Genomic DNA, 23,499 nt, shown 5'->3' with positions numbered 1-23,499 from the left:
TTCGCTGTTCTCGGAGGGGGTGCGCATTTCGCCCGACCGGCGCCAAGTATTCCATCTCCAGAAATTCGTTCCTCTCCTCTTCCGGATTTTTCTCCCACGCGCGACGGAAGTCTTCTCGTGTTGGACGATATGAAGGGAACGACCGTCCGAATCGGTGAGCCGACCGTCGGCCAACGATCGAGTGCTCAGCGATGCACTTTCGAGGCGATACCGGATATCGACAGTTTCGTCGAGATAAATCGTTTGTCGCTATACAAAATCACAGGATGCGGTTTCAACGCCGGAATCGCCACCGGCTTTAGAACCGGCTTTCTTCGGGCTATGACGAGCAATTTCGGACGAACAGGAGCGCTTTGCGTTCGGAACTTATATAATATCCAAACTATTTGAGAGGAAATGTAGTTCCGACGATCCGCAGTTCGAATCAGAGTCGGTCTCGGCGGATTCGGTGTCCTCGTCGACGCCGTGACCGTCTTCCTCCTGTTCGCACCCCCGCAACATTTCCTCGCCGAGGCCGTCGCACGTCGGTTTCTCGAAACGTGGTTTCAGCCGGTCGCTACGGTCGGTGGGAACCTCGCGTTCTACGAAATACCGCTACTCGCAGTGATCGGCGGATTCTATCTCGTGCGTGTCGAGGAGGTGACCCTCAAGGAGGTCGTCGCCAGGTTCGCCGTCGGAGGCGTTGCGTACGGCATCGGAATCGCACCCGTAAGCTGGACGGGAACGGCGGTTTCGCTCCGTCCGACCGCGACGGAGTACGCCATCCTGTCCGCATGTCTCTGGGGACGGTTCGTCGGAGCGGCGCTATTCGGTGCCCTCGGCGCTACGTTCGCCAATCGGCGTTGGCAGCCACCATCCGACACTTACAGTACGACTAGCGAGTGATTCGAACAGATTGGCATCCGAACCGCCGGACGACGACGAGGAAATCCAAAGCGTGAAACCGCCGAAATGAAGCGCTTACCGGAGCTGTTCGCCGACCAGTTCGTCGGCGTGCGCGACGAACACCTCTTCCCGTCCTTTCGGTACCGTCGCCCCTGCCGCAACGTTGTGACCGCCGCCGTCGCCGCCGACCGCACGGGACGCTTCTTTCATCACGACGGAGAGGTCGAGACCCTTGCGCGTGAGCGCGGGCGTCCCGCGCGCGGAGACTTTCACTTCCTCGTCGTTCTTTTCGGCGAAGGCGACGATGGGCGTTCCGCGGTCGATTCCGTTCGCACCAACCGCCATTCCTGCGACGATGCCGACGATCGTCTCACGGACGCGGTCTCCGGCGTGGAACCACTGGACGTGCTCCTCTCGGGTGACGCCCTCGGACTGAACCCAGTTGATAGCTTCCGAGAGGTTTCGTCGGTGGTTCGTCAGCAGGGTTCGCGCCCGTTCCAGTGCGGCGTCGCGGTCGCCGAGACAGACGGCGAGACCGACGTCCGCCCGGTCGTAGCGCGCCGTGGCGTTGAGCAGGGTCGAGAACTCGCTCACGTCGCGGAGTTCCGTCCCTTTCACTTCACCGGCGAGCGTGTAGGAAGTTCCGACCAGTCCGTCTATCTTCTCGGCGGGGACGCCTTTTCGCATCGCACGCCGAACGAGTGCGCTGGCGACGGTCTGTTTCTCGTCGCCGGTCAGATCGACCCAGCGCCGCCAATCGCCGTCTTCCTGAAGGTTGACGCCGAGTCCGTCGAGGAATCGAAGGACGCCGTTCTGGTCGTTCGAGATACCGGGGATGTGCACGTCAGTCGCATACTCCAGCAGCTTCGGGAGAGGACGAGTCTGCTTGCCGTACAGAGCGAGGTCGGTTCCGATTTCGAGGACGCCTGCGTCGATCCCCTCCTCCATGACGTTCGCGTTCGCACCGACGAGTTCACCGTCGGAAATCTGCATGTCGCCGACGGCCCCGACGACCGCGAGCGCCGCGAGGTCGCGGTTATCACTGTCGTCCGGTTCGAGCGCACGTGCGAGAACGTAGCTTGCTCCCGCGCCGGAGAGTTCCGACGAGCCGTCGATGCCGAACAGGAGAGGGTTGAGATGGAACTCGGTATCCGCGTCCGCTGGCTGGTGGTGGTCGGCGATGACCGGCGTGAAATCGCCCGCCGACTCGTGCTCCGCGATGATGTCGAGTTGCCCGCTTCCGAAGTCGGTGAACAGGACAGTGTCGTATTCGGTCGCCGCGACGGACGCGATTTCGTCCGCGTCGAGTTGCTTGCTGAACACGGTCTCGAATCGAATCCCCGCGCGTTTGAGCGCGGACGAAGCGATGGCGGCGCTCGTCAGACCGTCGGCGTCGATGTGCGATGCGAGCAGGACGCCGTCGGCGTCGCGTAATTGATCCGCACACGCCGTTGCGCGCTCCGTCAGTTCCGGAACCGGGGTGCTCATAGGTACATCATGGAGACGTTCTATCGTTTAAAGTTCAGCTTTGTTGCGGAGACGATCGACCGCGCCGCGCGCCAGCTGGTCGAAGGAGGCGACTTCGGGAACCACGTCGACCTGGAGACCGTGCTCGCGGGCCGTCTCGCGCGTCGGTTCGCCGATAACACCGACGACGGCCGCTTCGAGACCCGCGACCGCTTCGCCCCGAATCCCGCGCTCTTCCGCGGCGGTGAGGAAGTGTCCGACCGTGAGCGACGAGGTGAACAGCGCCGCGTCGAGTTTTCCTTCGGCGGCGAGTTCGGTCGAACGTCCCGCCCCCTCCGGGCGGACGAGTTCGTAGAGCACGGTTTCGTGAACGTCGGCCCCGGCGTCGGCGAGGCCGTCGGTCAGTACCTCGCTCCCGTGGTCGCTTCGGGCGACTTCGACGCGCTCGCCCTGGGCGCGGTCCGAGAGTGCCGCGACGAGTCCGTGCGAGGAGAACTCGTCGGGAACGGTGTCCACGTCGTAGCCGTGTTCGCGGAGCGCGGTGGCGGTCGAGTCGCCGATGGCGCAGACGGTCGCGTCGTCGGGGGACCAGCCGGCCTTGTGTGCGAGTTCGACGCCCGTCTTGCTCGTCAGCACGACGAAGTCGGCGTCCTGAGGTGTGCTTCCCGTCGGCTTCACCGCGAGCATCGGGTCTGCCACGGGCTCCGCGCCGAGCGATTCCAACAGGGTCACCGCCTCGTCGAGTCGCTCGTCGTCCGGGCGGAAGATCGCTACCTTCATTCGTCCCCCCGAGCCGCCTCGATCAGTTCACGAGCGCCGCGATCCGCGAGTTCGCCGGCGACCTGCTTCGCGCCGGAGACGTGCGTCTGCACTGGTACGTCGCGCTTGATGGAGACGGCCTCCGAACCATCGGCGCTAAACACCTGCGCCTCGACGTGGACGTTCTCGCCTTGGATGATGGCGTGGACGCCGATGGGTGCGATACAGCCGCCGTTCAGTTCGCGGAGGATGGTTCGCTCGACGGTCGTCTCGACACGCGTTCGGGGGTGGTCGATAACGGTGTGTATGTCCTCCGCGAGTTCGGTGTCGAGCGTGACGACGGCGAGCGCGCCCTGTCCCGGGGCCGAGACGAACTCCTTCCGGGGGAGGGGTTCGTACTCGACGTGGTGGGCGAGACCGCTCCGCTGGAGGCCCGCTTCCGCGAGCACGATGGCGTCGTACTCCGTCTCCACCTCCCGTTCGAGCGCTCGGCGCTCGACCTCGGCGAGATCGTCGAACCACTCCTCGACTGTCTCGTCGTAGGGGAACTCGTAGCCGTCGTCCTTTCCGACGTGGCCCTTGCGCTCGCTCTCTTCCTCGCTTCGCTCCTGATGTTCCAGCTGAAGCGTCGGCGCGAGCAGTTTCTCGACGCGCGTATCGACGTTGCCCCGCAGGGGTTCGACGACGAGGTCGGGTCGGTAGTTCAGCAGTTGCGCCTTCCGGCGGAGGCTCGACGTTCCGACGACCGCACCGTCCGGAAGTTCGTCGATCGATTTTCCGTCCGGCGTCACGAGCGCATCGTTCGCGTTTGCGCGCTCGGGAACCCCCGCGACGATGAGTTCGTCCGGCTGTTCGGTCGGCATGTCCTTCATCGAGTGAATCGACCCGTCGACGTCGCCGTCCAGCACGCGCTGGTCTAAATCCCGAACGAACGCGCCCGTCTTCCCGAGTTCGGTGATGAGCGCGTCGTCCAATCTATCCCCCGTCGTCTCCACCTCGACCAGTTCGACCGTGAACCGGCGGTCTTCCAGCGCCGCCTTTACCTCCCCCGACTGTCGAACGGCCAGATCTGACCCCCGTGTGGCGAGACGGAGTTCCTTTCCGCGATAGCTCATATCCGACAGTGGGAACCCGACGTTGAAACCACCTTCGCAACGCGACCTTTTACGACGGTCAGGGGGTCGACGAGGGCGGCGACCGTCGTAAAAGGTCGACCAAAAGCACCGTCAGAGCGAAGCTCTGACGAGCCATTCGTTCGCGGTGAGTGCGCTAGTTCATACGGTTGCGTCGGCTGCTACAGCGCAATGGGGAGTCGCTTACCTGCACGAAGTGCGGTAGTTCGTCCCCGCAACTCCGAAAATGGCATATCAATCGTGCCAGCCCCGGTACGCACAAACATTTTACTATCGTGTCGAGAGTGCTACTTTATGGCGTGGCGAGCGATTCTGTTTGTCAGCATGCAGCCGGTGATGCTGGGACTCGGCTTTCTACTGTGGCCGCAGAAGCTGTTCCGTCTCGACGTGTGGCCGTTTATTCTGCGTCTTCTGATGGGCTCACAGCTGATGGTGAGCGGGTCTATCGGCGTATCGGTATCCTGCGGCTCGTCTTCGGCGTCGGATTTGCAGTCCTCGGACTTCTCTTCCTATGAAACCGCTCACGGCACGCCGACGTGTTCGTGGCGTTCTCGGAGGTAGTACAGGGAGAACGGAACGCTCAGAACGAATCCGACGATGACGGCGAGCGAGAGGTCGGCGAACGCGAGTCCGGCCAGCGCGACGAGACCGAGCAGAGCGACGAGGGCGTAGTTTCTGCTCGACGGTTCCCATCCGGCTTCCGCGCGGTTGATGGCCACCGTATCCTGAAACACCGCGAGCGGGAAGATGGCGATGAGTACGGCGAACGGAATACCCATCGCGGCCAGCGAGACGAGCGCCGAGTGAACGAGCGGGTTGCTCGGGCCGTACAGGAGATTGGGTTCCAGCCAGATTGCGAAAGCGACCCACGCGACCGTCACCAGCCAGAAGGCGAAGACCGTCGGCACCGCCGCGATCCAGTACCACCAGCGCGAGTTCACCCGGTCGCCGGAGAGCTTCGGACGTTGCATCTGGCTGCTTGTTAGGGCGGAGGGATAAAACGAATATCGCCTCCCAAACACCGACCGGTGCTCGATTCACCCGAAGGTCGGGACGCGAATCTCGCGGTAGAAGGCGACGGAGTACGCCGCCATGAATCCGCTGAAGAGACTGGTGAGCACGATGAATCCGAGGGCGATTCCGAGAAGTCCCCCGACCGAGGTGACCGGGTCGACGAACTGGACTTCCCGCGCGGCATCGTTAAAAAGGTGAGCGCCACCCCGACGAGACCGAAGAGGAGGCCGACCGCACCCGCGGGAAGCGAGTATCCGAGGGTGGTCACGAGATGCGCCCTACGCACCGGAAACTGTGTTTCACTCCGGCGACGGCCCCGAGGTCGTCGATGACTATCGCCTGCGCGTAGAACTGGAAGAAGAACACGGTGAGCAGATACGCACCGACGACGAGAAGGGCGATCATTCCGAGCACGCCGATGGCAGGGAGACTCGCCTCTCCGCCGGTGGCGAACGTCGCCCCGACCCCGGCAAACGCTCCGAAGATCACGAGGATGCCGAACACGAAGCTCATCGCCACGACGAACAGGTAGATGCCGAGCATCGACACGTAGTGGTCTTTCCCTTCCGAGACAAACGTTCCGAGCTTCGTTCGTCCGTCGATACCCTCGTTCACCATCCCGATGAGACCCGCTTGGAAGAAGGGGCTGACGAATATCATGACGAAGCTGACGACGAGCGAAAACACGTCCGCGAGGAACGGGTCGATGATGTGTGTGAGTAGCTGCGGTAACTGAACCGCGCCGAAGAGGGCGGTGACGACGAGGACGATAGGATTTCGGAGGATTGCCCGTCCGGCGGTTCGAAACGCGCTGATAACGGCCATACGAAGAACGTTTTACGACTGATACATGATTTTTTTGATTACTAACTAAAAATCCGTCAACGGAACTCCGACGTGCCGATGGCGCTGGTAGAGGTAGTAGACGGCCACCGGAACGCTCAGCGTGAATCCAGTGACGAGCGCGCTCACGACGGTGATGAGCGCAGCGCGTAGAGCGCGCTATCCGGTTGCCAGTCCAGATTCGCGCGATTGACAACTTCCGCGTCGAGGTAGATCGCCACCGGAAACAGGACGAGCATCGCCGTCACGAACAGGGCGAAGATAGCAAAGCTGAACAGCGTGAGCAGGAAAAACGGCCCGATGATGCGGGGGCTGGCGAAGTCGATTCCCCAGCCGAGGAGGAACCACCCGAAAAGGAGGATGCCGACGAACCACGAGAGGACGAAGACGATGGGCGTCGCGGTGACGAGATACCACCAGTTGGAGTCGACGGTGACTGACTGGGTCTGCTTATCGAATCCGTCTATCCGGGAAGTGGTAAACGCTACAGCGAGAGAACCTACAGTGCCTCTTTGTACGCCTCCAACGTCGCCTCGATATCTTCCTCGGTGTGAGCGTAGCTGACGAACTGCGCTTCGAACTGGTTCGCCGTGAGGAAGACGCCCTGCTCTAGCATCGCAGGCCGGAACAGACGTTCCCAGCGTTCGGTCTCGGCGCGGTCGACGTCGGCCCCGGACTTGGGGCAGTAGTCGAATCGTGGGCAGTTCACGTCCTGCGTACAGCCGGCTTCGCAGTGGCCTTCGCGGTTGCTCGGTCCCTCGCGGGTGAAGATGACCTTGAAGATGCTGTCGATGCCGGCCACGGTGTACTCGGGGGCGCGGTCGGCCACGATGTCGGTCAATCCCTTCCGGAGTCGCTCGCCGAGGTCGTCGACGTGGTCATACACGTCGTTTTCTGCGGCGAAGCGAAGCGTTTCGAGTCCGGCGGTCATCGTCACGGGATGGCCCGAGAACGTCCCGGCTTGGAAGACGGGGCCGGTCGGCGCGAACTGCTCGATGATCTCCGCCCGGCCGCCGATTGCGCCGATGGGGAAGCCGCCGCCGACGATCTTCCCGAACGTCGTCAGGTCGGGCGTGACGCCGAACTTGCCCTGCGCGCACTGCAGGCCGCCGACCCGGAATCCGGTGATGACCTCGTCGAAGACGAGGAGCGAGCCGTGTTCGTCGGTCACCTCGCGGAGCGTTTCGAGGTAGCCGTCGACGGGATGGACGACGCCATGGTTGCCAAGGATGGGTTCCACGAGGACGCAGGCGATGTCTTCGCCGTGCTCCGCGAACACCTCGTGGATCGCGTCCTCGTCGTTGAACGGAACCGGAATCGTCTCGCGCGCGAACGACCCCGGAATCCCGCCGGAACTCGGTTCGGCGGGGCGGCCGGACTCGCCTTCCACCAGCGTCGAGTCCTGCGCGCCGTGGTAGCCGCCCTGCATGACGACGATCTTGTCGCGGTCGGTGTAGCCGCGGGCGAGGCGCACGGCGGAGACGGTCGCCTCCGTCCCGCTGTTGACGAACCGAACCATCTCGACGCTCGGGACGTGTCGGGCGACGTACTCCGCGAGTTCGACCTCCACTTCGGTCGGCGCGCCGTACATCGGACCGTCCGAGAGACACGACTGGACGGCCGACCGGACTGACTGGGGCAGGTCGTGGCCCAACAGCAGCGGACCGTACCCCATCGCGTAGTCGAGGTACCGATTGCCGTCGGCGTCGATAACGTGCGCGCCGTCGCCCCGCTTCACGAAGAAGGGGTACGGACGGACGGCTCGGACGGGGGAGTTGACGCCGCCCGGCATCACTGATAGCGCGCGGTCATACAGGTTTCGAGATCGCTCGCGGTTCATAGTCGACGGGTTCGAACTCCCGGGTAAAGTTTGTGTCGAGAATTGCGTGTGCGTCGCTTCTCCATCGATCCCGGTCTCAATGACTTTGTTGACCTTCTGAGATCGTGCCATATTTGATGATCGTGCTAAATACAGGGCTCGTATCGGCTACTTCGAAAGTTTTGTCCCTTGATTTGCGATCTGCCGTGCCACTATATTTTAGTCTTGGTGTATGGTACCGTACAACGGGGTTTCGATAATGACATTTGCAGCACATCGCCCGGTCGATGAAAAAGTGGTTGAAGGATTCAAAACCGGATTTCGGGGGAAGGTACTCCAACCAGACGATGACGGTTACGACGAAGCCCGGTCAATCTGGAACGCGATGATCGACCGCCGACCGGCGGTAATCGCGCAGCCAACGGGCGCTGCGGACGTCATCAGCGCCGTGAATTTCGGGCGAGAACATAATCTTCGGATCGCTGTCAAGGGCGGCGGTCACAACGTGGCAGGCAACGCAGTTTGCGATTATGGACTCATGATTGACCTCTCGCTGATGGACTCAGTCCAAGTCAATCCCGACGAGAAAACTGCGCGGGTTGAACCGGGTGCGACGCTCGGCGATATGGATCACGAAACGCAGGCATTTGGACTCGCCACGCCGCTCGGAATTAACTCAACGACGGGCGTCGCCGGCCTCACGCTCGGCGGTGGTTTCGGGTGGCTCTCGCGCAACTACGGCCTGACCATCGACAATCTTCTGTCGGTGGACATGGTCACTGCGGATGGCGAGTTCGTCTATGCAAGCGAGGACGAGAACACCGATCTGTTCTGGGGGGTTCGCGGGGGCGGCGGTAACTTCGGCATCGTGACGACGTTCGAATTCCAGCTCCACGAGGTCGGCCCCGAGGTGCTCTGTGGACCGATCGTCTACTCGCACGACGATGCGACAGAAGTACTGGAATTCGTCCGCGAGTTCAGCGAAAATGCACCGAACGAAGTCGTTGCATGGCCCGTGCTACGGAAGGCACCGCCGCTCCCGTTCCTTCCCGAAGAAACGCACGGGACTGAGGTCTGTATCGTGGCTGCGTTCTATGCCGGAAATTTAGAGGGGGGGAAAGAAGCGCTCACACCGCTTCAGGAGTTCGGTGATCCCATCGCCGATGCAGTCGAACCGCATCCCTACGTCGGATGGCAGCAGGCGTTCGATCCACTGCTCGAACCCGGGCTGCGGAATTACTGGAAGACGCATAATTTCGAGCAACTCCATGACGAGGTTATCGAGACGGCTCTTGAGTACGTTACGACCATTCCATCACCGCATACGGAGATCATCTTCGGCCGACTCGGCGGGGCCGTCAACGACGTTCCGGTGGATGCGACTGCCTATCCCCACCGCGACGTCAACTACGTATTGAACGTCCATACCCGCTGGGAGGACGCTTCGCAGGACGAGAAGTGTATCGAGTGGGTCCGAGACCTCCACGATAAGCTGGCACCCTACGCGACGGGTGGTGCATATGTAAACTTCATCACCGAACGCGAGGGTGAAGAGGATCGTGCCTATGAGGAGAACTACGACCGCTTGGTGGAGTTGAAAAACGAGTGGGATCCGGAGAATATGTTCCGAATGAACCAGAATATCGAGCCAACAGGCTGACACCTCACCCTTGTTCTCAGTAAGGTACTTAACCACTCCAAACGCTTCGGTAGGATCCGATGGACTTTGAACCATTCTAAGATCGGCGACCGACGACGGGGCTACCACTCAGTGAGTATCACGCTATTAGGAGCTGTGGCAGATAGCACACTGTATTCAGCGTGTGGCTTCTGTCAGTTAATGATGATTTCAATGGAGCCGTCTCACAACATTCTCCGCTCGAAACCCAATGTAACCGAGGGAGAACGCGAACTTGTAAGACGCGAAACCGTTACTGCTGGAAGTGGTCTTGCAGAATCTCCAGGGTCTGCTCGCGGTCGGCCCAGTCCACGAACACCGCGACGCTGGTCGCGCTGGTTATCATGTCGTGGATGTTGATGCGAGCGTCCGCGATGGGTTGGACGAGTTCGTGGATGATGCCCGGTCGGTTGGGGAGTTCGCCGCCCGTGACGCGAACCACCGCCACCGGGTCGTCCACGGAGATGGAAGAGAGCGACTCCTCGTCGATGACCTCCTGATGGAGGATGTTCTCTGCGCGCTCGGCCACCTTGGCGTCCACGTAGAACGTGATGCTGTCCATCCCGCTGGCGACGGCGTCCACGTTGATGCTGCTGTTTCCGAGCGCGGACGAGAGGTCGGCGAGGATGCCGGGGCGGTTTCGAATCGCCCGCCCCGCGACGGTGAGGCAGGCCAGCGGCTCCTCCCGCATGTCGGTGAGGTTCTCGAACTGGCCCGTGACGCTCGTCCCGCCCGCGAGCAGATCGCCGTGCTGGTAGTGAACCACGCGGACGTGGAGATCGTCGTCCTTGTACGAGAGTGCCGAAGGTGCGACCACTTCGGCCCCGCGGAACGAGAGGTTCCGGAGTTCGTCCACCGTTATCTTGCCGACGTTTCGCGCCCCCTCCACGACGCTGGGGTCGCCGGTCATGACGCCCTCCACGTCGGTGACGATGACGACCTCGTCGGCGTCCATGAACGTCCCGAGCATCACGGCCGTCGTGTCGCTCCCGCCGCGTCCGAGCGTCGTCACGTTGCCGTCTTCGTTCTCGGCGAGAAAGCCCGTCACGACCGGGACGGTGTCGCCCAACCGTTCGGCGAGTTCGGCGGCGCGCTCGCGAGTCTCCTCGGGGTTCACTTCCCCGCGCGAGTCGGTGACGACGGGCCAGTCGTCGCTCCCCGGTTCCAAGAACGCGGCGTCCACGCCGCGGGCGGAGAGGGCGGCTTTGAGCATTCGGACGCTTGTTCGCTCGCCCATGCTGACGATCTCGGCGCGGTCGGGTTCGTCCGCATCGAACTGGATTTCGTCGAGGAGTTCGTCGGTCGAGTTGCCCATCGCGCTGGCGACGACGGCGATCTCGTGCCCCGCTTCGACGGCGGCGGCGACGGAGTCCGCGGCCCGGTTGATGCGGTCGCCGCTTCCGAGGCTGGTACCCCCGAACTTGGCGACTACGCGCACCGAACCACCACCGGTTCCGGTAAACGATGATTCATACCCGGTGATAGCCACGGTAGTCAGATAACTGCTTTCATGTCCGGAATTTCTGCCAGTTAACTCGTTTCGCGCGAAGTTCGGCCGAGTCGGTTTCGGCGAAGTCGGTTCGTACCATCGTTCGGCGGTCACAGAATCGGCTTTCACGGAGAACTGTCGTTCTCACCGCGCTATGACCCTCGTGCTCCGGGTTTTCCGTCGAACCGTCACTCCGACGGGTCGCCGGAGGGCGGTTCGGGCGAGTCGTCCGCCGATACGTCGTCCGGTACGGATTTCGGACGTTCCCCTGCCAGCGAGTTGGTGGGATCGGGGGCGGAATCGGGGGGCCGTTCGTCGTCCTCGGGTCGTTCGTCGGGGGCGGATTCGAGTGGTTCGTCCAGCAGTTCCGTCGACTTCTTCAGCTCTTCGAGGGGGTCGAACGTGACCATACCCGTCTCCGCTCGTGTACTCGTACGCGACCCACTCGGGAATCACGAGGACACCGTTCATCTTCCGGATTCGAATCTGCTTGACGAGCACGTCCTCGATTAGCGACCCGTTCAGTTGCAGGTCGACTAGACCGTCTATGACGTACCCCAAGTCGTGCGGGAACACGTCGTCCTCTCCGGCGAACGTGGCACCCGCGAACACGGGGACGAATCGACCCTTGCACACGTCCGCTCGGAGGTCTTTCACGAAATCGTAGGCCTGAACCGGCTGGACGAGCGTCCCGAACTCCGTCAACGAATCGATGACGACGACGCCGATGTCGCTCATCGACAGGGCTTCGAGGCAGTTGTCGAGTTTGTGCTGGAGTTCGCTGGTGTCGCTCGGGTCTCGAACCGTCGTGGTCGCGGCGGTGGTGACCCGGTGGAGGAACTGGTTCCAGTCGTCCATCCGAGCGAACATTCGCTTGCGGTCGCCGACGCGGTAGGTGAAGCAGTCGACGATGTGCAGTTGGCCCGTTTCGAGGTACGGCAGGACGTTCCACTCCAGCGAGAGGAACTGCTCGACGACGGAGACGGGCGGTTCGGTGAAACTGGCGACGACGGCGGGTTCGTCGCGCTGGAGCGTCCGCCAGACGAGTTCGGCCTCTACCGCACCGTTTCGGGTACCTTCGTCGCCCGAGAGCAGGACGAAGGAGTTTCGCGGCAATCCTTCGGGTAGATGGTCGTCCAGCGCCGAGACGCCCGTCTCGATCTGTCGAAAACCGTGGTACTCGGTGAACACGCGGTCGTTCCGTCGCATCTCGTCCCGGCACGTCGTCGAGCAGAATTCGTACGTGTCCGACTCGTACTCCAGCGTCACCGCCTCCGCCGGACACGGCAGGCGACAGAAATCGCACCGATTCCGGCCGTCGCCGGGTACGTCGCTCATGGCCGAACGTAGGCGTCCGAACGAAATGAAGCTACTCCCATTTTTAATGCACGGGGCGACAATGGCCCACTATGCGCGTCCGAGACGCAATCGAAGCGGACGGCGGCCGCCTCGCCTCGCTCGCAGACGTTCCGACGGAGGTGATGGCAGACGTGGTGCACGATCGAACCGTCTGCGTCGCCGAGTCGGACGAGGAGATCGAGGGGTTCGTCGGCTTCGACGCATACGAAGACACGGTTCATGTCACCCACCTCTTCGGGACGGAGTCCTCCTGCGAACACCTGCTGGACGAACCGATTCGATTCGCGGCGAACGAGGGGATGGCGGTCGAGATACTGCTTCCGGAGTCGGAAGCCGACACCGCGGCGGCCGCCGAGCGCGCCGGGTTCGAGCAGACAGGGTTGGGACCGCAGTTCGAGGGGCAACGAACCCTTCGGTTTCGACTGGAGAATCCGGAGACAGCGATGGAGTGAGCCGATTTTTCGAACCGACGAAAACCACGCCCGCTTCCGAAACGTATTTTAATCTCACCCGTCAACCACGATATGCGTGTCCGGGTTGGGGTAGTGGACTATCCTCCAGCCTTGTGGAGGCTGGGACGCGGGTTCGATTCTCGCACCTGGACCTTTTTCGAAGCGATTCCCTGTGAGCGGACGGTTTTCGCGGGAATCGTCCGCGAACGAGCGTAACCGACCGGAGGAGTACGAAAACGCGACAGCCGACTGTGTTCGTCGTCCAGCGGTAGCGGGAGTCACTGTCGTCTCGCTAGTAACCGAATCGGCCGAACGCGTCCGAATCGGCGACGGATAGACGACCGTGAGAACTAACTTTTCCGACGCGTGAGGTCGCGTTGCGCCGGTCGAACTGTCGTGATAGAGGCCAGAATGCCTTAGTGAGAACCGGCCGAACTTAAAACGAAGTTGGTTACCATGACAGGAACTGCCGAGCGTAGCGATTCGACCCGTCAAGAACAGGGAGATGCCACCTCCGACGACAGCCGCCGCGCCGCAAGCGACGACGCTCCGAACGAACGGCGGTTGCTGCCCGACGGTGGCGAAGAGGAGGAAGCCGACGAGGCGAACGAGTCCGAGGAAACCGACGAGGAGACGGAAGGAGCGAGCGAAGAGTCACAAGACGAGACGGCGGAGGAGACGGAAGAAGCGCAGGAGACCGCGGAGGAAGGGGAAGCGAGTGAAGAGGAGTCGGACGAGTACGGCTACCGGGAAGAAGGGGAGACGACGGTGTTGTACCTCGACCTCGAAGGACTGTTCCTCGACCTGCTCGGCCTCGAAGTCGACCTCAACGAGGTCGAACTGGACGTGACGGCGGTGAGCGGCCCCGGTCGGCTGCTGGGGAATCTGCTCTCTGGGGTCGGAAATCTGCTCGGCAGCGGCTCGGGAGGACTGCTGGGGAACCTCTTCTCCGGAAGCCTCTTCGAGGGTCTGTTCGGCGGTTCCGACGAGGAGTCGGAGGAGTCCGGCTCCGGTCCGGTTTCGTCGGCGGCCAGCTCGGTTCGTGATTCGGTGAGCGACGCGATGGCGGACGTTCCGCTCGACGAGCTGCTGACGACGCTCCTCAAAGAGCTCGTGGATCAGATGTTCGGCTCCGAATCGACGGACGAGTCCGGAGCGGAATCCGAAGCATGAGCGACAACACTCCGCCGCTCGACCTCGGAGCGGCGATCCGGAACATCGATTTCGAGGAGGTGTTCGCGGATACGCCGCTCGCCGGGGAGTTCGACGACGAAACGTCGGCGGAGTCGCTCGGCGAGACGGTCGGAGAGTTCGTCGGCCGCCACCTCGGCGGGTGGCTCGGCGGTCTCCTCGGCGGCGTGTTGTTGGACTCGCTCCTCGCTTCCCCGTCTGAAGAGGAATCGGACGAGAACGCCGATAGCGAAGCCGACGGTGAGGGAGACGGGGACGATGAGAGCGAGGGGAGCGAAGAGGATACGAGCGACGACGCCGAAGGCAACGAGGATGGTGAGAACGCGTGACCGAGGCACCCGACCCGAAGGAGGCAGTCACCGACGAACTGACCGAGCAAGTCGATGTTAGCTCGCTGATGACCGGCGACAGCGTGGCCGAGCAGGTCGACGGGGCGTCGCTCGGGCGGGCGTTCGGCGAAGCGGTCGGCGCGTTCGCCGGACGCCGACTCGGACGAATCGCGGTCGACCGGGTCGTTTCCAAGCTTCCGTTCCGGAGCGAGGACGACCACGAGGGCGAGCGCTCGCCGCTTCGCCGCCTCGCTAGTGCGTTCGTCGTGGCGCTCGGGCGGACGCTGCGCCGACCCCAGTTCCGCGAACCCATCGAAGACGCGCTCCGCGGGTACGTCGAAGAGCGAGAGGAGGCGCTCGACGAAGCGGAGAAGACCGCCCAACAGGCCGCGGAAGAGGCCGCCGGAACCGTCGAGGAGGCGGCGGGAGAGGCGGCCGACACCGCAGAAGAGACCACCGAAGGGGCGGCGACGGAGGCGAAAGAGGCCGCCGAGGACGTGACCGACGCAGGCGTCGGCGACCTCACCGCCGACGACGTGCAGGCCATCAAGGAGGAGACGTACCGCGAACTCCTCGAAACGATGGAGTACTCGGAGCTCCAATCCATCGCAAAGGAGGTTGGGGTGAAGGCCAACTTGAAGCGCGAGGAGATACTCGATGCCATCGTCGAGGAGTTCAACGACGGGGCGGACGAGGACGAATCCGATGCAGAATAGAACGCTCAGCGAGCGACCCACGAACGCCCACTCGAACCATGAGTAACGACAAATCCGACATCGAACGACTTCTCGCCGACGGGGTGGAGGAGATTCGGACGGCGCTCGACGACGTCGAAGGCGGCGAACTGCCGGACGAGAAGACCGAGTCCGTGCGAGAGACCGCCGACGCCGCGGCCGAGGCGGTGGCCGACGCGTCGCTCGACGAACTGCTCACCGCCACCGGCTTCGAGGACACGGCGGACGACGTCGCACCCGCCGACCTCCCGAGGGTAATGCAGGACGCCGACACCGACGCGGTGCTCGGCCTCCGCCGCCTACTGGAACTGGCGGATCTCTCGGAGGAGTGGTCGGGTCTCGACGCCGAAGAGCGCATCGACCGACTCGAACGCATCGACGGCGATGCGCCGTCCAGCGACGGCGGCAGAAGCGTGAGCGATCTGCTGTCGACGCTGTTCTCGACCGCCGATTCCGACGAAGCGGCGACCGAGGAGGGAAGCGAGGAAGCGAACGGCGAGGGGGACGAGACGGAGAGCGAAGACGCAGATGGTGAGGAAGACGACTCCTCCTCGACCGAAGAAACGCTCGCAGAGCTTCGCTCGCTGTTCGACGCCGCCGGACTGGGCGACGCGGACGACGAGGCGGCGGAAGCGACGGAGGAAACCGAGGAAGAACCGGCCGACGAGGGCGGAGGCGGGCGTGGCGAGCGGGGGCGAGTCACGACCAAAGTGTCCACGATGCCGTCATCGCGGTCGGACATGGGTCGTTCGGCTCGCCCCTCGACGATGCCGAAGAAGAAGTGACGGAGGTAGCGCCGCCCTATTCGAACTGACCGAAACGAGTGCGGACGAGAACCGCCGTCCCGTTCAGACCCACAGCTGTTTGTACGTGGCTAACACTGGCTCTTCGGTGACGTTGAGCGCCAGTTGGACGACGCCGACCAAAAAGTCCGCATCCGGAATCGGGTCGAGCCACCCGTCGTCCTCGGGTGCCGGTTCACGGACGCCACCGTCTCGAGGAGCGGAGCGACCGTCGTGTTCGATATCGGCCCACGCGGAGAGGCCGACCGAGAGAACGCTCTTGTAATCGTACACCGACAGTAGGAATTCGGTCGGAACACCCCCCCTCGCCGCGGGGTTCGGCTCGGTCGTCGTTCGGCGGCTCGTACGTTACCGCGAAGAGGTACTGCCACGTCGTCTTCTCCCTGTCGCGCTGGTCGGCTCCCGCTTCGACGCCGGGGACGTTCGGCGTTCCGAACAGCTGAACGAGGAGATACAGTGCGGTTCCCGTCTCGACCTCCGTGGCGAGTTTCCAATCGAGGTGGGACGGAATGTCGAGCGTTGTCAGGGTGGACTCCGCGAATCGTCGCTCGATCTCTTCGGGGGAACCGGTTCGACGGTGAACCGGTCGAACCAATGAACCAATCGGCGTCCGCGGAATCGCGCTCGGAACCGCGGTTATCGGCCATTCGTCACCACCTCCCGAGGGACAGCGACCCCCGGACGATGCCGGCGCCGACGACCATCGCGGCCAGCGAGACGCCGATGAGAATCAGCCGGTCGGTCGTCGACTGAAAGTACGGTGCGGGAGGTGTCGTCGTTATCGTCACGCCGAGCAGGAGGAACACTCCGCCGAGCGCGAAGACGAGCACGTCGACGAGGTCGTTCGACTCGGTCATGACGACCGTAAACGATGTTTTCTGCCCTCCCCGGGTTTCGTTCCACAGTTCCCACAGCCCCGCCATCGCAAACGGCTCCCCGTCGCTTCTGGTCATTTGATACGGTTGCTTGCCGGTCGTCGTCCGTTTCCAGTCGTAGAAGCCGTCCACGAGGACGAGACACTGGCGTTCGCGGTAGACATCGGGGAAACTCGATTTTTCGGCCAGCGTCTCCGCTCGGACGTTGATGTGTCCGTCACGGAACTCGTCGGCCCAGTGCGGGACGAGCCCCCACGTCGGAAAGCGCATCTCCTCGGGCGCGTCGTTTCGGACGACCAGATGTTCCTGGCCGGGTGCGACGTTGTATCGCGGTCGGAGCGGTCGGGTGGGCGTGGCGTCGAATCGCTCCGCGAGATCGGCTTCGAGGGCGAACAGCGAGAGGCGACCACACAGGAGTCGATAGAGGACGGGAGCGGGCAAAAAGCTGACCAAGAACGCGACCGAAGAACGCCCTCTGACTTAAATCGGTTTAAATACGGTTGTGTATTCAGCCGTTAGATATGCGGGCCTTCGTACCCTCGATACGACTATGGGCGAGCAGCTCGGTTTGAAGGAAGCGATAGCGATGGCTCTCGGAGGGATGATCGGCGGCGGCATCTACTCCGCGTTCGGTATCGTCGTCGCCATCTCCGGAAAGGTCGCGTGGCTGGCGTTCAGCGTCGCGGGGTTCGTGGCAATGTGCGCCGGCTACAGTTACGTCCAGTTGAACAAACTGACGGAGAACAAGGGGGGTGCGCCGACCTACATCGAAGAGATCGTCGACCACTCGACCGCGGCGGGGATGACGGGGTGGACGCTCCTGTTCGGCTACATCGGTTCGATGGCGTTGTACGCCTACGCCTTCTCCTCGTTCTTCTCGGAACTTATCGGTCGACTCCACTACGCGACGGTGATTCCGGTGGTGGACTACGAACTGGTCGTTCCCGTCCCGAACATCATCTCCGTCCTGCTCATCGGCGCGTTCGTCGGGCTGAACCTCCTCGGAGCCACTGAGACAGGGAAGGTCGAGGACGTGCTCTCTTTCTTCAAGGTCGGTATCATCGCCATCTTCGGCGCGTGGGGCGTCTGGTTCGCCTACACCGGCCAGACGCTGAACCTCGGATTCTCGGAACTCGGTTTCAGACCCGTCATCGGCGCGGCGATGTCATTCGTCGCGTTTCAGGGCTGGCAGTTGTTGATGTACGACCAGTCGCAGTTCGAAGACCCGGTCGAGAACATCAGGAAAGCCATCTATATCTCGATTCCGATAGCGACCCTCCTGTACGTCCTCGTCGCGTTCACGACCGTCAGCATACTCGAACTGTCGGTCATCGCGGTGTCGCCCGAGGTGTCGCTGTTGTACGCCGCGCTCCCGTTCATGGGGGCGATAGGCGCGTTCGTCATCGGCATCTCGGCGCTGTTCTCAACCGCGAGCGCGGTGAACGCCACGCTGTTCAGCGGGGCGCAGTTCTCCCGAAACCTCATCGACAGGGGACTTCTGCCGGAGCGATTCAACACCGGAGAGGGGGAGCGCGTCCCGTCGAAACTCGTCGTCGTGCTCGGTGTCCTCTCGGCGGCGTTCGCGGTGTACGGAAGCCTCCGCAGCATCACCTCCTTCGCGTCGCTCGCGTTCATCGCCGTCTTCGGCGCGATGAGCTATCTCGCGTTCCGCAAACGCGACGAGATCGACGACATGATAGTCGCCCTGCCGGTCGTCGGCATGGTGGGCTGCGTGGCCTTCTTCCCCCTCTTGCTCTACGACCTCTACCTGAACAGTCCGAGTACGTTCTTCATCGTGCTCTTCATCGCCGTGGTCGTCATCGGCGTGGAACTGGTCTACTTCGAACGACAGCCGATCAAGGAGACGGTTCCCGGCATCAACACCGACTAAGCATGAACGAGAACGCACGCGAACTCGACCGTCGCACCGCACTGAAAGGAATTGGCGCGGTCGCCGGGTCGGCGGCACTCGCGGGTTGTGCGGGCATCGCCGGCGGTTCCGGCGACGGCGAACGACTACGCTACGCGCAGGTGCTCACGCCCGTCTCGCTCGACCCCATCGCGGTGGACGACCCGTGGTCGGGGCAGGTGCAGTCGCTCATCTTCGAGGGGCTGTTCACCTACGACCGCAGGATGAACCTGGTCCCGGTGCTGGCGATGGGGAAACCGAAACAGAGCGACGGCAGGAAGCGATACGCCGTCGAACTTCGGGACGAAGCGCGCTTCCAGAACGGGAATCCGGTCACCGCCGAGGACGTGAGATACAGCTTCGAGAAACCGAATCAGGAGGAGACGCCGCCGCCGACGAAGTGGCACGTGGACACGATAGAGTCGGTGAAGACGCCCTCGAAGAAGAAGGTGGAGTTCGTGCTAAAACACCCCTATCCGGGGTTCGAACACGTACTGACGCGACCGGTCGTGCCGAAGTCGGTGCGCGAGAGGAACCCGAACGCGTTCGGGACGAAGACGACGATCGGGTCGGGGCCGTACCGACTCGACCGATTCAAACCCGGGAAGTACGCCGCGTTATCGTCGTGGAACGACCACTGGCGCTCGCGGAGCGAGGCGATTCCGCGAGCGAAGTTCGTTCCGAACCACGCCGGACTGGCGCGGACGATGAGCCTGAAGACGGGGCAGAACGACATCGTCGAGCGAATCGATCCGAAGCTGTGGGGGCCAACGAAGGGCTTTCTGGACTCGAAGGTCGTCTCCAGCGAGAGCTACCACTACCACTTCGTCGGCTTCAACTGCAGCAGCGGCACGCCGACCGCGAAGCCGAAGGTTCGGGAGGGAATCGATGCGCTCGTCTCGATGGACGAGTTGGTGAAACACGTGGTTGAACCGGCGGGGCGACGACAGTACAGTCCACTTCCGCGACGGGTCGCCGAAGCGTGGAACATGCCCATCGAGGAGTGGAGGAAGATTCCCAAGAAGAAGAGCCACCACGAGGCGAAGAAGCTGATAAAGGAGGAGGCGGGGCTGAAGTCATGGAGCCCGAAGATCGCAGTGCCGGGCACCAAGAGTTCGGGCGACAAGATGCGCGAGAAGATAGCCGAGACCATCGTCCACGGCCTGAAGAAGATGGGCTTTCGCAAGGCCCGGACGCAGAAGTACCCGTGGCCGAAGTTCCGCGAACTCGTCACCAACGGCGACCAAGGGAACTACGCGATGTTCGTCGGGTCGTGGGCCGGCTATCCCGACCCGGACACGTTCCTCTACCCGCTGTTCCATAGCAACAACGAGGGGCTGACGAACGGCACCTACTACCGCGACGAGCGTTTGATGGAGGACATCGAGAACGCGCGACAGACGACGAACCGCGATAAGCGCAGGCGACTGTACGAAAAGAGCATCGAAACAGTCCTCGAACAGCGCGTTCACATCCCGGCGTACACCCTGCACAATAGCTTCGGCGTGAAGAATCGGGTGTCCGGTTTCCGCCCGCATCCCGTCTCACAGCTCAATCCGCGGCTCGTGAGCCCGAACGGGTTGGTGTCGCTCCGCGAGTAGCGACGAGCGAAGGTCACGTCGTGACGAGCGGCGGTTACGACGGATGTTCGCGCGGCGCGAGTTCCTCTTCCGAGCGCCCACTACTCTTGATGATGTCGAACGCGGTCATCAGGTCGGTGCGGGAGATGATGCCGGCCACGTCTCCGTTCGCGTCGATGACGGGCAGGCGACCGATACTGTGTTGTTGGATGGATTCGAGCGCGTCGATGGCGTCGCTGTCGGCGGAGATCGTCTTCACGTCGGTCGACATCACCTCTTCGACGGTGTAGGCGTCGCGTTCGACCTCTCGGACGCTCCGCGCGTCGTCCAGCGTTATCATCCCGACGAGTTCGCCGTCGTGCACCACTGGGTAACCGGTGTGGCGCTGGCGGAACATCTTGTCCAACAGGTCGGCGATGGAGGTGTCCGGCGAGACGGTTTGGAGGTCTTCCGCGGGCGTCATAACGTCGCGGACGCGGACGTTCCGGAACGCCGCCGAGAGGACCGTCTGTTGGGCCTCGCTGGACGCGCCGATGTAGATGAAGAAGGCGATACCGATGAGGATGATGTTGCCGCCGAGCAGGCCGAACAGTCCGAGCAGGATGGCGAACAGTTTGCCGACCTCGGCGGCGATCTGGGTCGCCTGCGCGAACGGACGAGTGCGCGCGAGGAGCGCGCGCAGGACGCGCCCCCCGTCCATCGGGAAGCCAGGCAAGAGGTTGAACGCGGCGAGCACGAGGTTCATCAGCGCGAGGTAGCCGACGACGAATCTGATAGCCTCCTGCTCGACGGGGATGGCGAACAGCGCGAGGTAGGAGCCGACGCCGAGGATGATGCTGACGACGGGGCCGGCGATGGCGATGAGCAGTTCTTCGAGCCAGTTCTCCGGTTGGTCGGTGAGTCGAGCGACGCCGCCGAAGATCCACAGGGTGATGGAATCGATCGGAAACCCGAACCGCATGGCGACGACCGAGTGGCCGAGTTCGTGGAGCACGACGCCGACGAAGAGACCGACCGCGGCGATGGCGCCGAGGAGCAACGGCATCGACCCCGTCGAGAGCGGTTCGGCGGTCAGACCGAGGTTCCAAAGCTGATTCATTATTTCGACCCACTGGCCGACCTGCGTTCCGATGAGCCACGCGAACACCGGAAGGATGAGGAGGAACGTGAGGTCGAGTTTGATCGGGATGCCGAACGCGCTCCCGATTCTGAAGCTTCGCATAGGAGTATCTAGCAGCGGAAGAGCCTTAAACTTCCTCGCGATCGCGGCGTCCCAAGGGTGCACCGACCGTCCTCGGTCGGAATCACTCCGCCTCGCAGCGACCCGAAGTATTCAAGGGGGCGCTCCGGGGAGAAAATAGCGTGAGTGGTTCCGACTATCTCAAGCGGACGGCGGTAACTGGGCTCGCGGTCGCGGAGGACGACCGCGAGCGCCTGCTGGCGATGGTGCGCGAGTGGAAGCGGGGGTGTCAGCTCGCGGTAAACGCCGCGTGGGGCGTCTGCCACACGCGCAACGAGGTGCAGCAACTCGCCTACGACGAACTACGCGAGCGCACCGATCTCGGGAGCCAGCACGCCGTCCTCGCCACCCATCGCGCCGCCGAAGCGATAAAACGCTCCCTCGACCGCGACGGCGACGACGCCGCGAAACCGGAGTTCACCAGCCCGAGCGTCGTCTACGACACGCGGACGATGACGCTGTTCGACGACCGAAGCGTCAGCCTGACAACGACCGGGGAGCGCGTTCACTGCGACCTCGATTTTCCGGCCGGCGGCTATCAGTCGCGGTATCTCGACGACGAGTGGGAACCGGCGAAGAGCGTCCTCCGGTACCGCGACGGCGAGTTCGACCTGCACCTCGGATTTCGCAAGCCTCAGCCCGAAATCGAACCGCCCGACGACGACGCCACCGTCCTCGGCGTCGCGCTCGGCGTCGAGAATCTGGCTGTGACGAGCACGGCGCAATTCTTCGCGGGCGGCGAACTGGCGCACCGCCGCCGCGAGTTCGAGGAGTTGCGCGCTGACCTGCGCGAGACGGGGACGCGGAACGCGCGTAGAACGCTCCGGCGGGCGGGCGACCGCGCCGATAACTTCGCCCGCGACGCGCTCCACGAGGTCGCGGGCGGCATCGTCGGGGAGGCGGAACTGCACGGCTGTTCCGTCGTCGCGTTCGGCGAACTCGAAGCCATCAGCGAGACGCTTCCGGCGGGCGGGAGGTTCCACGCGTGGGCGTTCGAGCGCCTCTTCGAGTTCGTGGCGTACCGGGCCGCGGAACGGGGAATCACCGTCGTCCAAGTGAACCCCGAGTATACGAGTCAACGCTGTACCGCCTGCGGGTTCACGCATCCGCAGAACCGGGATGTGGAGAACAACCACTTCGAGTGTCTGAAATGCGGCAACGAGGCCAACGACGACTACAACGCGGCGAAGAACGTCGGGTTTCGGTGTATTCGGCGCGGGCCGCTCTCCTCGCGGGGCGTCGGCGCGAGATACTGTGCGCTCAAATCGGGACGGGTGACCCCGGACGGGGAGTTCGTGCCGAACGCGGAGCTCGAAGAAGTGCAAAAAACTTAGCCCCCCCTCCTCGAAGCGCCGGGTATGACTGACCCAGACCCAGTCGTACGCAGGGCGGACGACATCGAATACGAAGCGGTCGGAGCCGCCGAGGGGATGGAAAAAGGCGTCCTCATCGGCGACGAACAGGATGCGCCGAACTTCGCCATCCGTCGGTTCACACTCGAACCCGGGGCAGAAGTTCCGGAGCACACGAACGAAGTTGAGCACGAACAGTACGTGCTAGAGGGCGAGTACGTGGTCGGAATCGACGGCGAGGAGTACGAAGTCGAGGCGGGCGACTCGCTCCTCGTTCCCGCCGGGGTCGTTCACTGGTATCGAAATGAGAGCGACGTTCCGGGTGCGTTTCTCTGCGCTGTACCGAACGGGGACGACGAGATTCGGCTCGTTTAGCGGTACTCGGAGAGCGAGACGACGGCGTCGATGGACGACGCGACCCACGCTCCGTCGTCGCTCGAATCGCGCATCCGAACGAGCGGTCGGTCGCGGTCTGCTCCGTCTTCGATTTCGAGGATGATTCGGTCGTCGAACCGCTGTGGGAGTTCTTCTTCGTGCGTGCCTTCCATGAGAGCCACCTGTCGGACGCTACCGCGCGCTGTCTGCGCC

Annotated in this window: 25 protein-coding genes and 1 tRNA gene; 14 read left to right on the top strand and 12 right to left on the bottom strand. The window is 63.0% G+C overall.

Features of this window, described 5'->3' with window-relative positions; all coding sequences use genetic code 11:
- The first annotated feature begins 465 nt into the window (after positions 1–465).
- Positions 466–885 (top strand): hypothetical protein, encoded by a 420-nt coding sequence (locus LIW51_RS16480; protein WP_227375176.1) that lies wholly within the window; start codon positions 466–468, stop codon positions 883–885.
- 75 nt (positions 886–960) lie between these two features.
- On the opposite strand, the gene recJ is transcribed toward LIW51_RS16480, so the two are convergent.
- The 5 genes from recJ to LIW51_RS16455 form a co-directional block, all read right to left on the bottom strand.
- On the bottom strand, positions 961–2,373 hold the full coding sequence (gene recJ / locus LIW51_RS16475) for a RecJ family nuclease (protein WP_227375175.1): 1,413 nt from the start codon (positions 2,371–2,373) through the stop codon (positions 961–963).
- Between the two features lie 27 nt (positions 2,374–2,400).
- Positions 2,401–3,132, bottom strand: a complete 732-nt coding sequence (locus tag LIW51_RS16470) for a uroporphyrinogen-III synthase (RefSeq protein ID WP_227375174.1) — start codon at positions 3,130–3,132, stop codon at positions 2,401–2,403.
- The gene (hemC, locus tag LIW51_RS16465) at positions 3,129–4,226 is read right to left on the bottom strand and encodes a hydroxymethylbilane synthase (protein WP_227375173.1); all 1,098 of its coding nucleotides are present in this window, start codon (positions 4,224–4,226) and stop codon (positions 3,129–3,131) included. Before hemC ends, LIW51_RS16470 begins: the two co-directional genes overlap by 4 nt.
- A gap of 539 nt (positions 4,227–4,765) precedes the next feature.
- Positions 4,766–5,215 carry a hypothetical protein gene (locus LIW51_RS16460; RefSeq protein ID WP_227375172.1) on the bottom strand — a complete coding sequence of 150 codons (450 nt, stop codon included), beginning with the start codon at positions 5,213–5,215 and terminating at the stop codon, positions 4,766–4,768.
- A gap of 307 nt (positions 5,216–5,522) precedes the next feature.
- The gene (locus LIW51_RS16455) at positions 5,523–6,083 is read right to left on the bottom strand and encodes a DUF7847 domain-containing protein (RefSeq protein WP_227375171.1); all 561 of its coding nucleotides are present in this window, start codon (positions 6,081–6,083) and stop codon (positions 5,523–5,525) included.
- Positions 6,084–6,268: 185 nt separating this feature from the next.
- Here LIW51_RS16455 and LIW51_RS16450 point away from each other — a divergent pair, with 185 nt between their 5' ends.
- Positions 6,269–6,541, top strand: coding sequence for a hypothetical protein (locus LIW51_RS16450; RefSeq protein WP_227375170.1), 273 nt, complete (start codon positions 6,269–6,271; stop codon positions 6,539–6,541).
- A 59-nt stretch (positions 6,542–6,600) separates the two neighbouring features.
- Here LIW51_RS16450 and hemL read toward each other — a convergent pair whose 3' ends face one another.
- Positions 6,601–7,941 carry a glutamate-1-semialdehyde 2,1-aminomutase gene (hemL, locus tag LIW51_RS16445; protein ID WP_227375169.1) on the bottom strand — a complete coding sequence of 447 codons (1,341 nt, stop codon included), beginning with the start codon at positions 7,939–7,941 and terminating at the stop codon, positions 6,601–6,603.
- Between the two features lie 238 nt (positions 7,942–8,179).
- Between hemL and LIW51_RS16440 the strand changes: the two genes are divergently transcribed.
- Positions 8,180–9,580, top strand: a complete 1,401-nt coding sequence (locus LIW51_RS16440; RefSeq protein ID WP_227375168.1) for an FAD-binding oxidoreductase — start codon at positions 8,180–8,182, stop codon at positions 9,578–9,580.
- Between the two features lie 271 nt (positions 9,581–9,851).
- Here LIW51_RS16440 and LIW51_RS16435 read toward each other — a convergent pair whose 3' ends face one another.
- Both LIW51_RS16435 and LIW51_RS16430 read right to left on the bottom strand, forming a co-directional pair.
- Positions 9,852–11,036, bottom strand: coding sequence for an aspartate kinase (locus LIW51_RS16435; protein ID WP_227375167.1), 1,185 nt, complete (start codon positions 11,034–11,036; stop codon positions 9,852–9,854).
- Between the two features lie 195 nt (positions 11,037–11,231).
- The gene (locus tag LIW51_RS16430) at positions 11,232–12,425 is read right to left on the bottom strand and encodes an ATPase domain-containing protein (RefSeq protein ID WP_227375166.1); all 1,194 of its coding nucleotides are present in this window, start codon (positions 12,423–12,425) and stop codon (positions 11,232–11,234) included.
- 71 nt (positions 12,426–12,496) lie between these two features.
- On the opposite strand from LIW51_RS16430, the gene LIW51_RS16425 reads away from it, so the two are divergent.
- The 7 genes from LIW51_RS16425 (at position 12,497) to LIW51_RS16395 (ending at position 15,937) form a co-directional block, all read left to right on the top strand.
- The gene (locus tag LIW51_RS16425) at positions 12,497–12,898 is read left to right on the top strand and encodes a hypothetical protein (RefSeq protein ID WP_227375165.1); all 402 of its coding nucleotides are present in this window, start codon (positions 12,497–12,499) and stop codon (positions 12,896–12,898) included.
- A gap of 79 nt (positions 12,899–12,977) precedes the next feature.
- Positions 12,978–13,050: transfer RNA gene (locus LIW51_RS16420), tRNA-His, on the top strand.
- A gap of 20 nt (positions 13,051–13,070) precedes the next feature.
- Positions 13,071–13,235, top strand: a complete 165-nt coding sequence (locus LIW51_RS16415) for a hypothetical protein (RefSeq protein WP_227375164.1) — start codon at positions 13,071–13,073, stop codon at positions 13,233–13,235.
- Between the two features lie 119 nt (positions 13,236–13,354).
- On the top strand, positions 13,355–14,071 hold the full coding sequence (locus tag LIW51_RS16410; RefSeq protein ID WP_227375163.1) for a hypothetical protein: 717 nt from the start codon (positions 13,355–13,357) through the stop codon (positions 14,069–14,071).
- Positions 14,068–14,418 (top strand): DNA polymerase V family protein, encoded by a 351-nt coding sequence (locus tag LIW51_RS16405; protein ID WP_227375162.1) that lies wholly within the window; start codon positions 14,068–14,070, stop codon positions 14,416–14,418. The genes LIW51_RS16410 and LIW51_RS16405 overlap by 4 nt, the downstream gene beginning before the upstream one ends.
- A complete protein-coding gene (locus LIW51_RS16400) occupies positions 14,415–15,134 on the top strand; it encodes a hypothetical protein (RefSeq protein WP_227375161.1) in 720 nt (239 codons plus the stop codon). Before LIW51_RS16405 ends, LIW51_RS16400 begins: the two co-directional genes overlap by 4 nt.
- 38 nt (positions 15,135–15,172) lie before the next feature.
- A complete protein-coding gene (locus tag LIW51_RS16395) occupies positions 15,173–15,937 on the top strand; it encodes a hypothetical protein (RefSeq protein WP_227375160.1) in 765 nt (254 codons plus the stop codon).
- A 193-nt stretch (positions 15,938–16,130) separates the two neighbouring features.
- Here the strand turns inward: LIW51_RS16395 and LIW51_RS16390 are convergent, their stop codons facing one another.
- Positions 16,131–16,550, bottom strand: coding sequence for a hypothetical protein (locus tag LIW51_RS16390; RefSeq protein WP_227375159.1), 420 nt, complete (start codon positions 16,548–16,550; stop codon positions 16,131–16,133).
- Between the two features lie 55 nt (positions 16,551–16,605).
- Positions 16,606–17,271, bottom strand: coding sequence for an SOS response-associated peptidase (locus LIW51_RS16385; protein WP_227375158.1), 666 nt, complete (start codon positions 17,269–17,271; stop codon positions 16,606–16,608).
- 109 nt (positions 17,272–17,380) lie between these two features.
- Here LIW51_RS16385 and LIW51_RS16380 point away from each other — a divergent pair, with 109 nt between their 5' ends.
- Both LIW51_RS16380 and LIW51_RS16375 read left to right on the top strand, forming a co-directional pair.
- Positions 17,381–18,721 (top strand): APC family permease, encoded by a 1,341-nt coding sequence (locus LIW51_RS16380; protein WP_227375157.1) that lies wholly within the window; start codon positions 17,381–17,383, stop codon positions 18,719–18,721.
- Between the two features lie 2 nt (positions 18,722–18,723).
- Entirely contained in the window at positions 18,724–20,340 is a 1,617-nt protein-coding gene (locus LIW51_RS16375) for an ABC transporter substrate-binding protein (RefSeq protein ID WP_227375156.1), read from the top strand.
- Between the two features lie 34 nt (positions 20,341–20,374).
- Here the strand turns inward: LIW51_RS16375 and LIW51_RS16370 are convergent, their stop codons facing one another.
- A complete protein-coding gene (locus LIW51_RS16370; RefSeq protein ID WP_227375155.1) occupies positions 20,375–21,541 on the bottom strand; it encodes a M50 family metallopeptidase in 1,167 nt (388 codons plus the stop codon).
- Between the two features lie 140 nt (positions 21,542–21,681).
- Between LIW51_RS16370 and LIW51_RS16365 the strand changes: the two genes are divergently transcribed.
- Complete coding sequence (locus LIW51_RS16365) at positions 21,682–22,893, top strand: RNA-guided endonuclease InsQ/TnpB family protein (protein WP_227375154.1); 1,212 nt, start codon at positions 21,682–21,684, stop codon at positions 22,891–22,893.
- A gap of 24 nt (positions 22,894–22,917) precedes the next feature.
- Positions 22,918–23,286, top strand: a complete 369-nt coding sequence (locus LIW51_RS16360; RefSeq protein ID WP_227375153.1) for a cupin domain-containing protein — start codon at positions 22,918–22,920, stop codon at positions 23,284–23,286.
- Here the strand turns inward: LIW51_RS16360 and LIW51_RS16355 are convergent.
- The gene (locus LIW51_RS16355; RefSeq protein ID WP_227375152.1) at positions 23,283–23,459 is read right to left on the bottom strand and encodes a hypothetical protein; all 177 of its coding nucleotides are present in this window, start codon (positions 23,457–23,459) and stop codon (positions 23,283–23,285) included. The genes LIW51_RS16360 and LIW51_RS16355 overlap by 4 nt on opposite strands.
- Positions 23,460–23,499 lie beyond the last annotated feature (40 nt).

Origin of the sequence: Haladaptatus halobius (genome assembly GCF_020618475.1) — an archaeon.
In the GTDB taxonomy this organism is placed as follows: domain Archaea; phylum Halobacteriota; class Halobacteria; order Halobacteriales; family Haladaptataceae; genus Haladaptatus; species Haladaptatus halobius.
The sequence above is the reverse complement of the archived record's forward strand: the minus strand, read 5'-3'. Positions and strand labels throughout refer to the sequence as shown.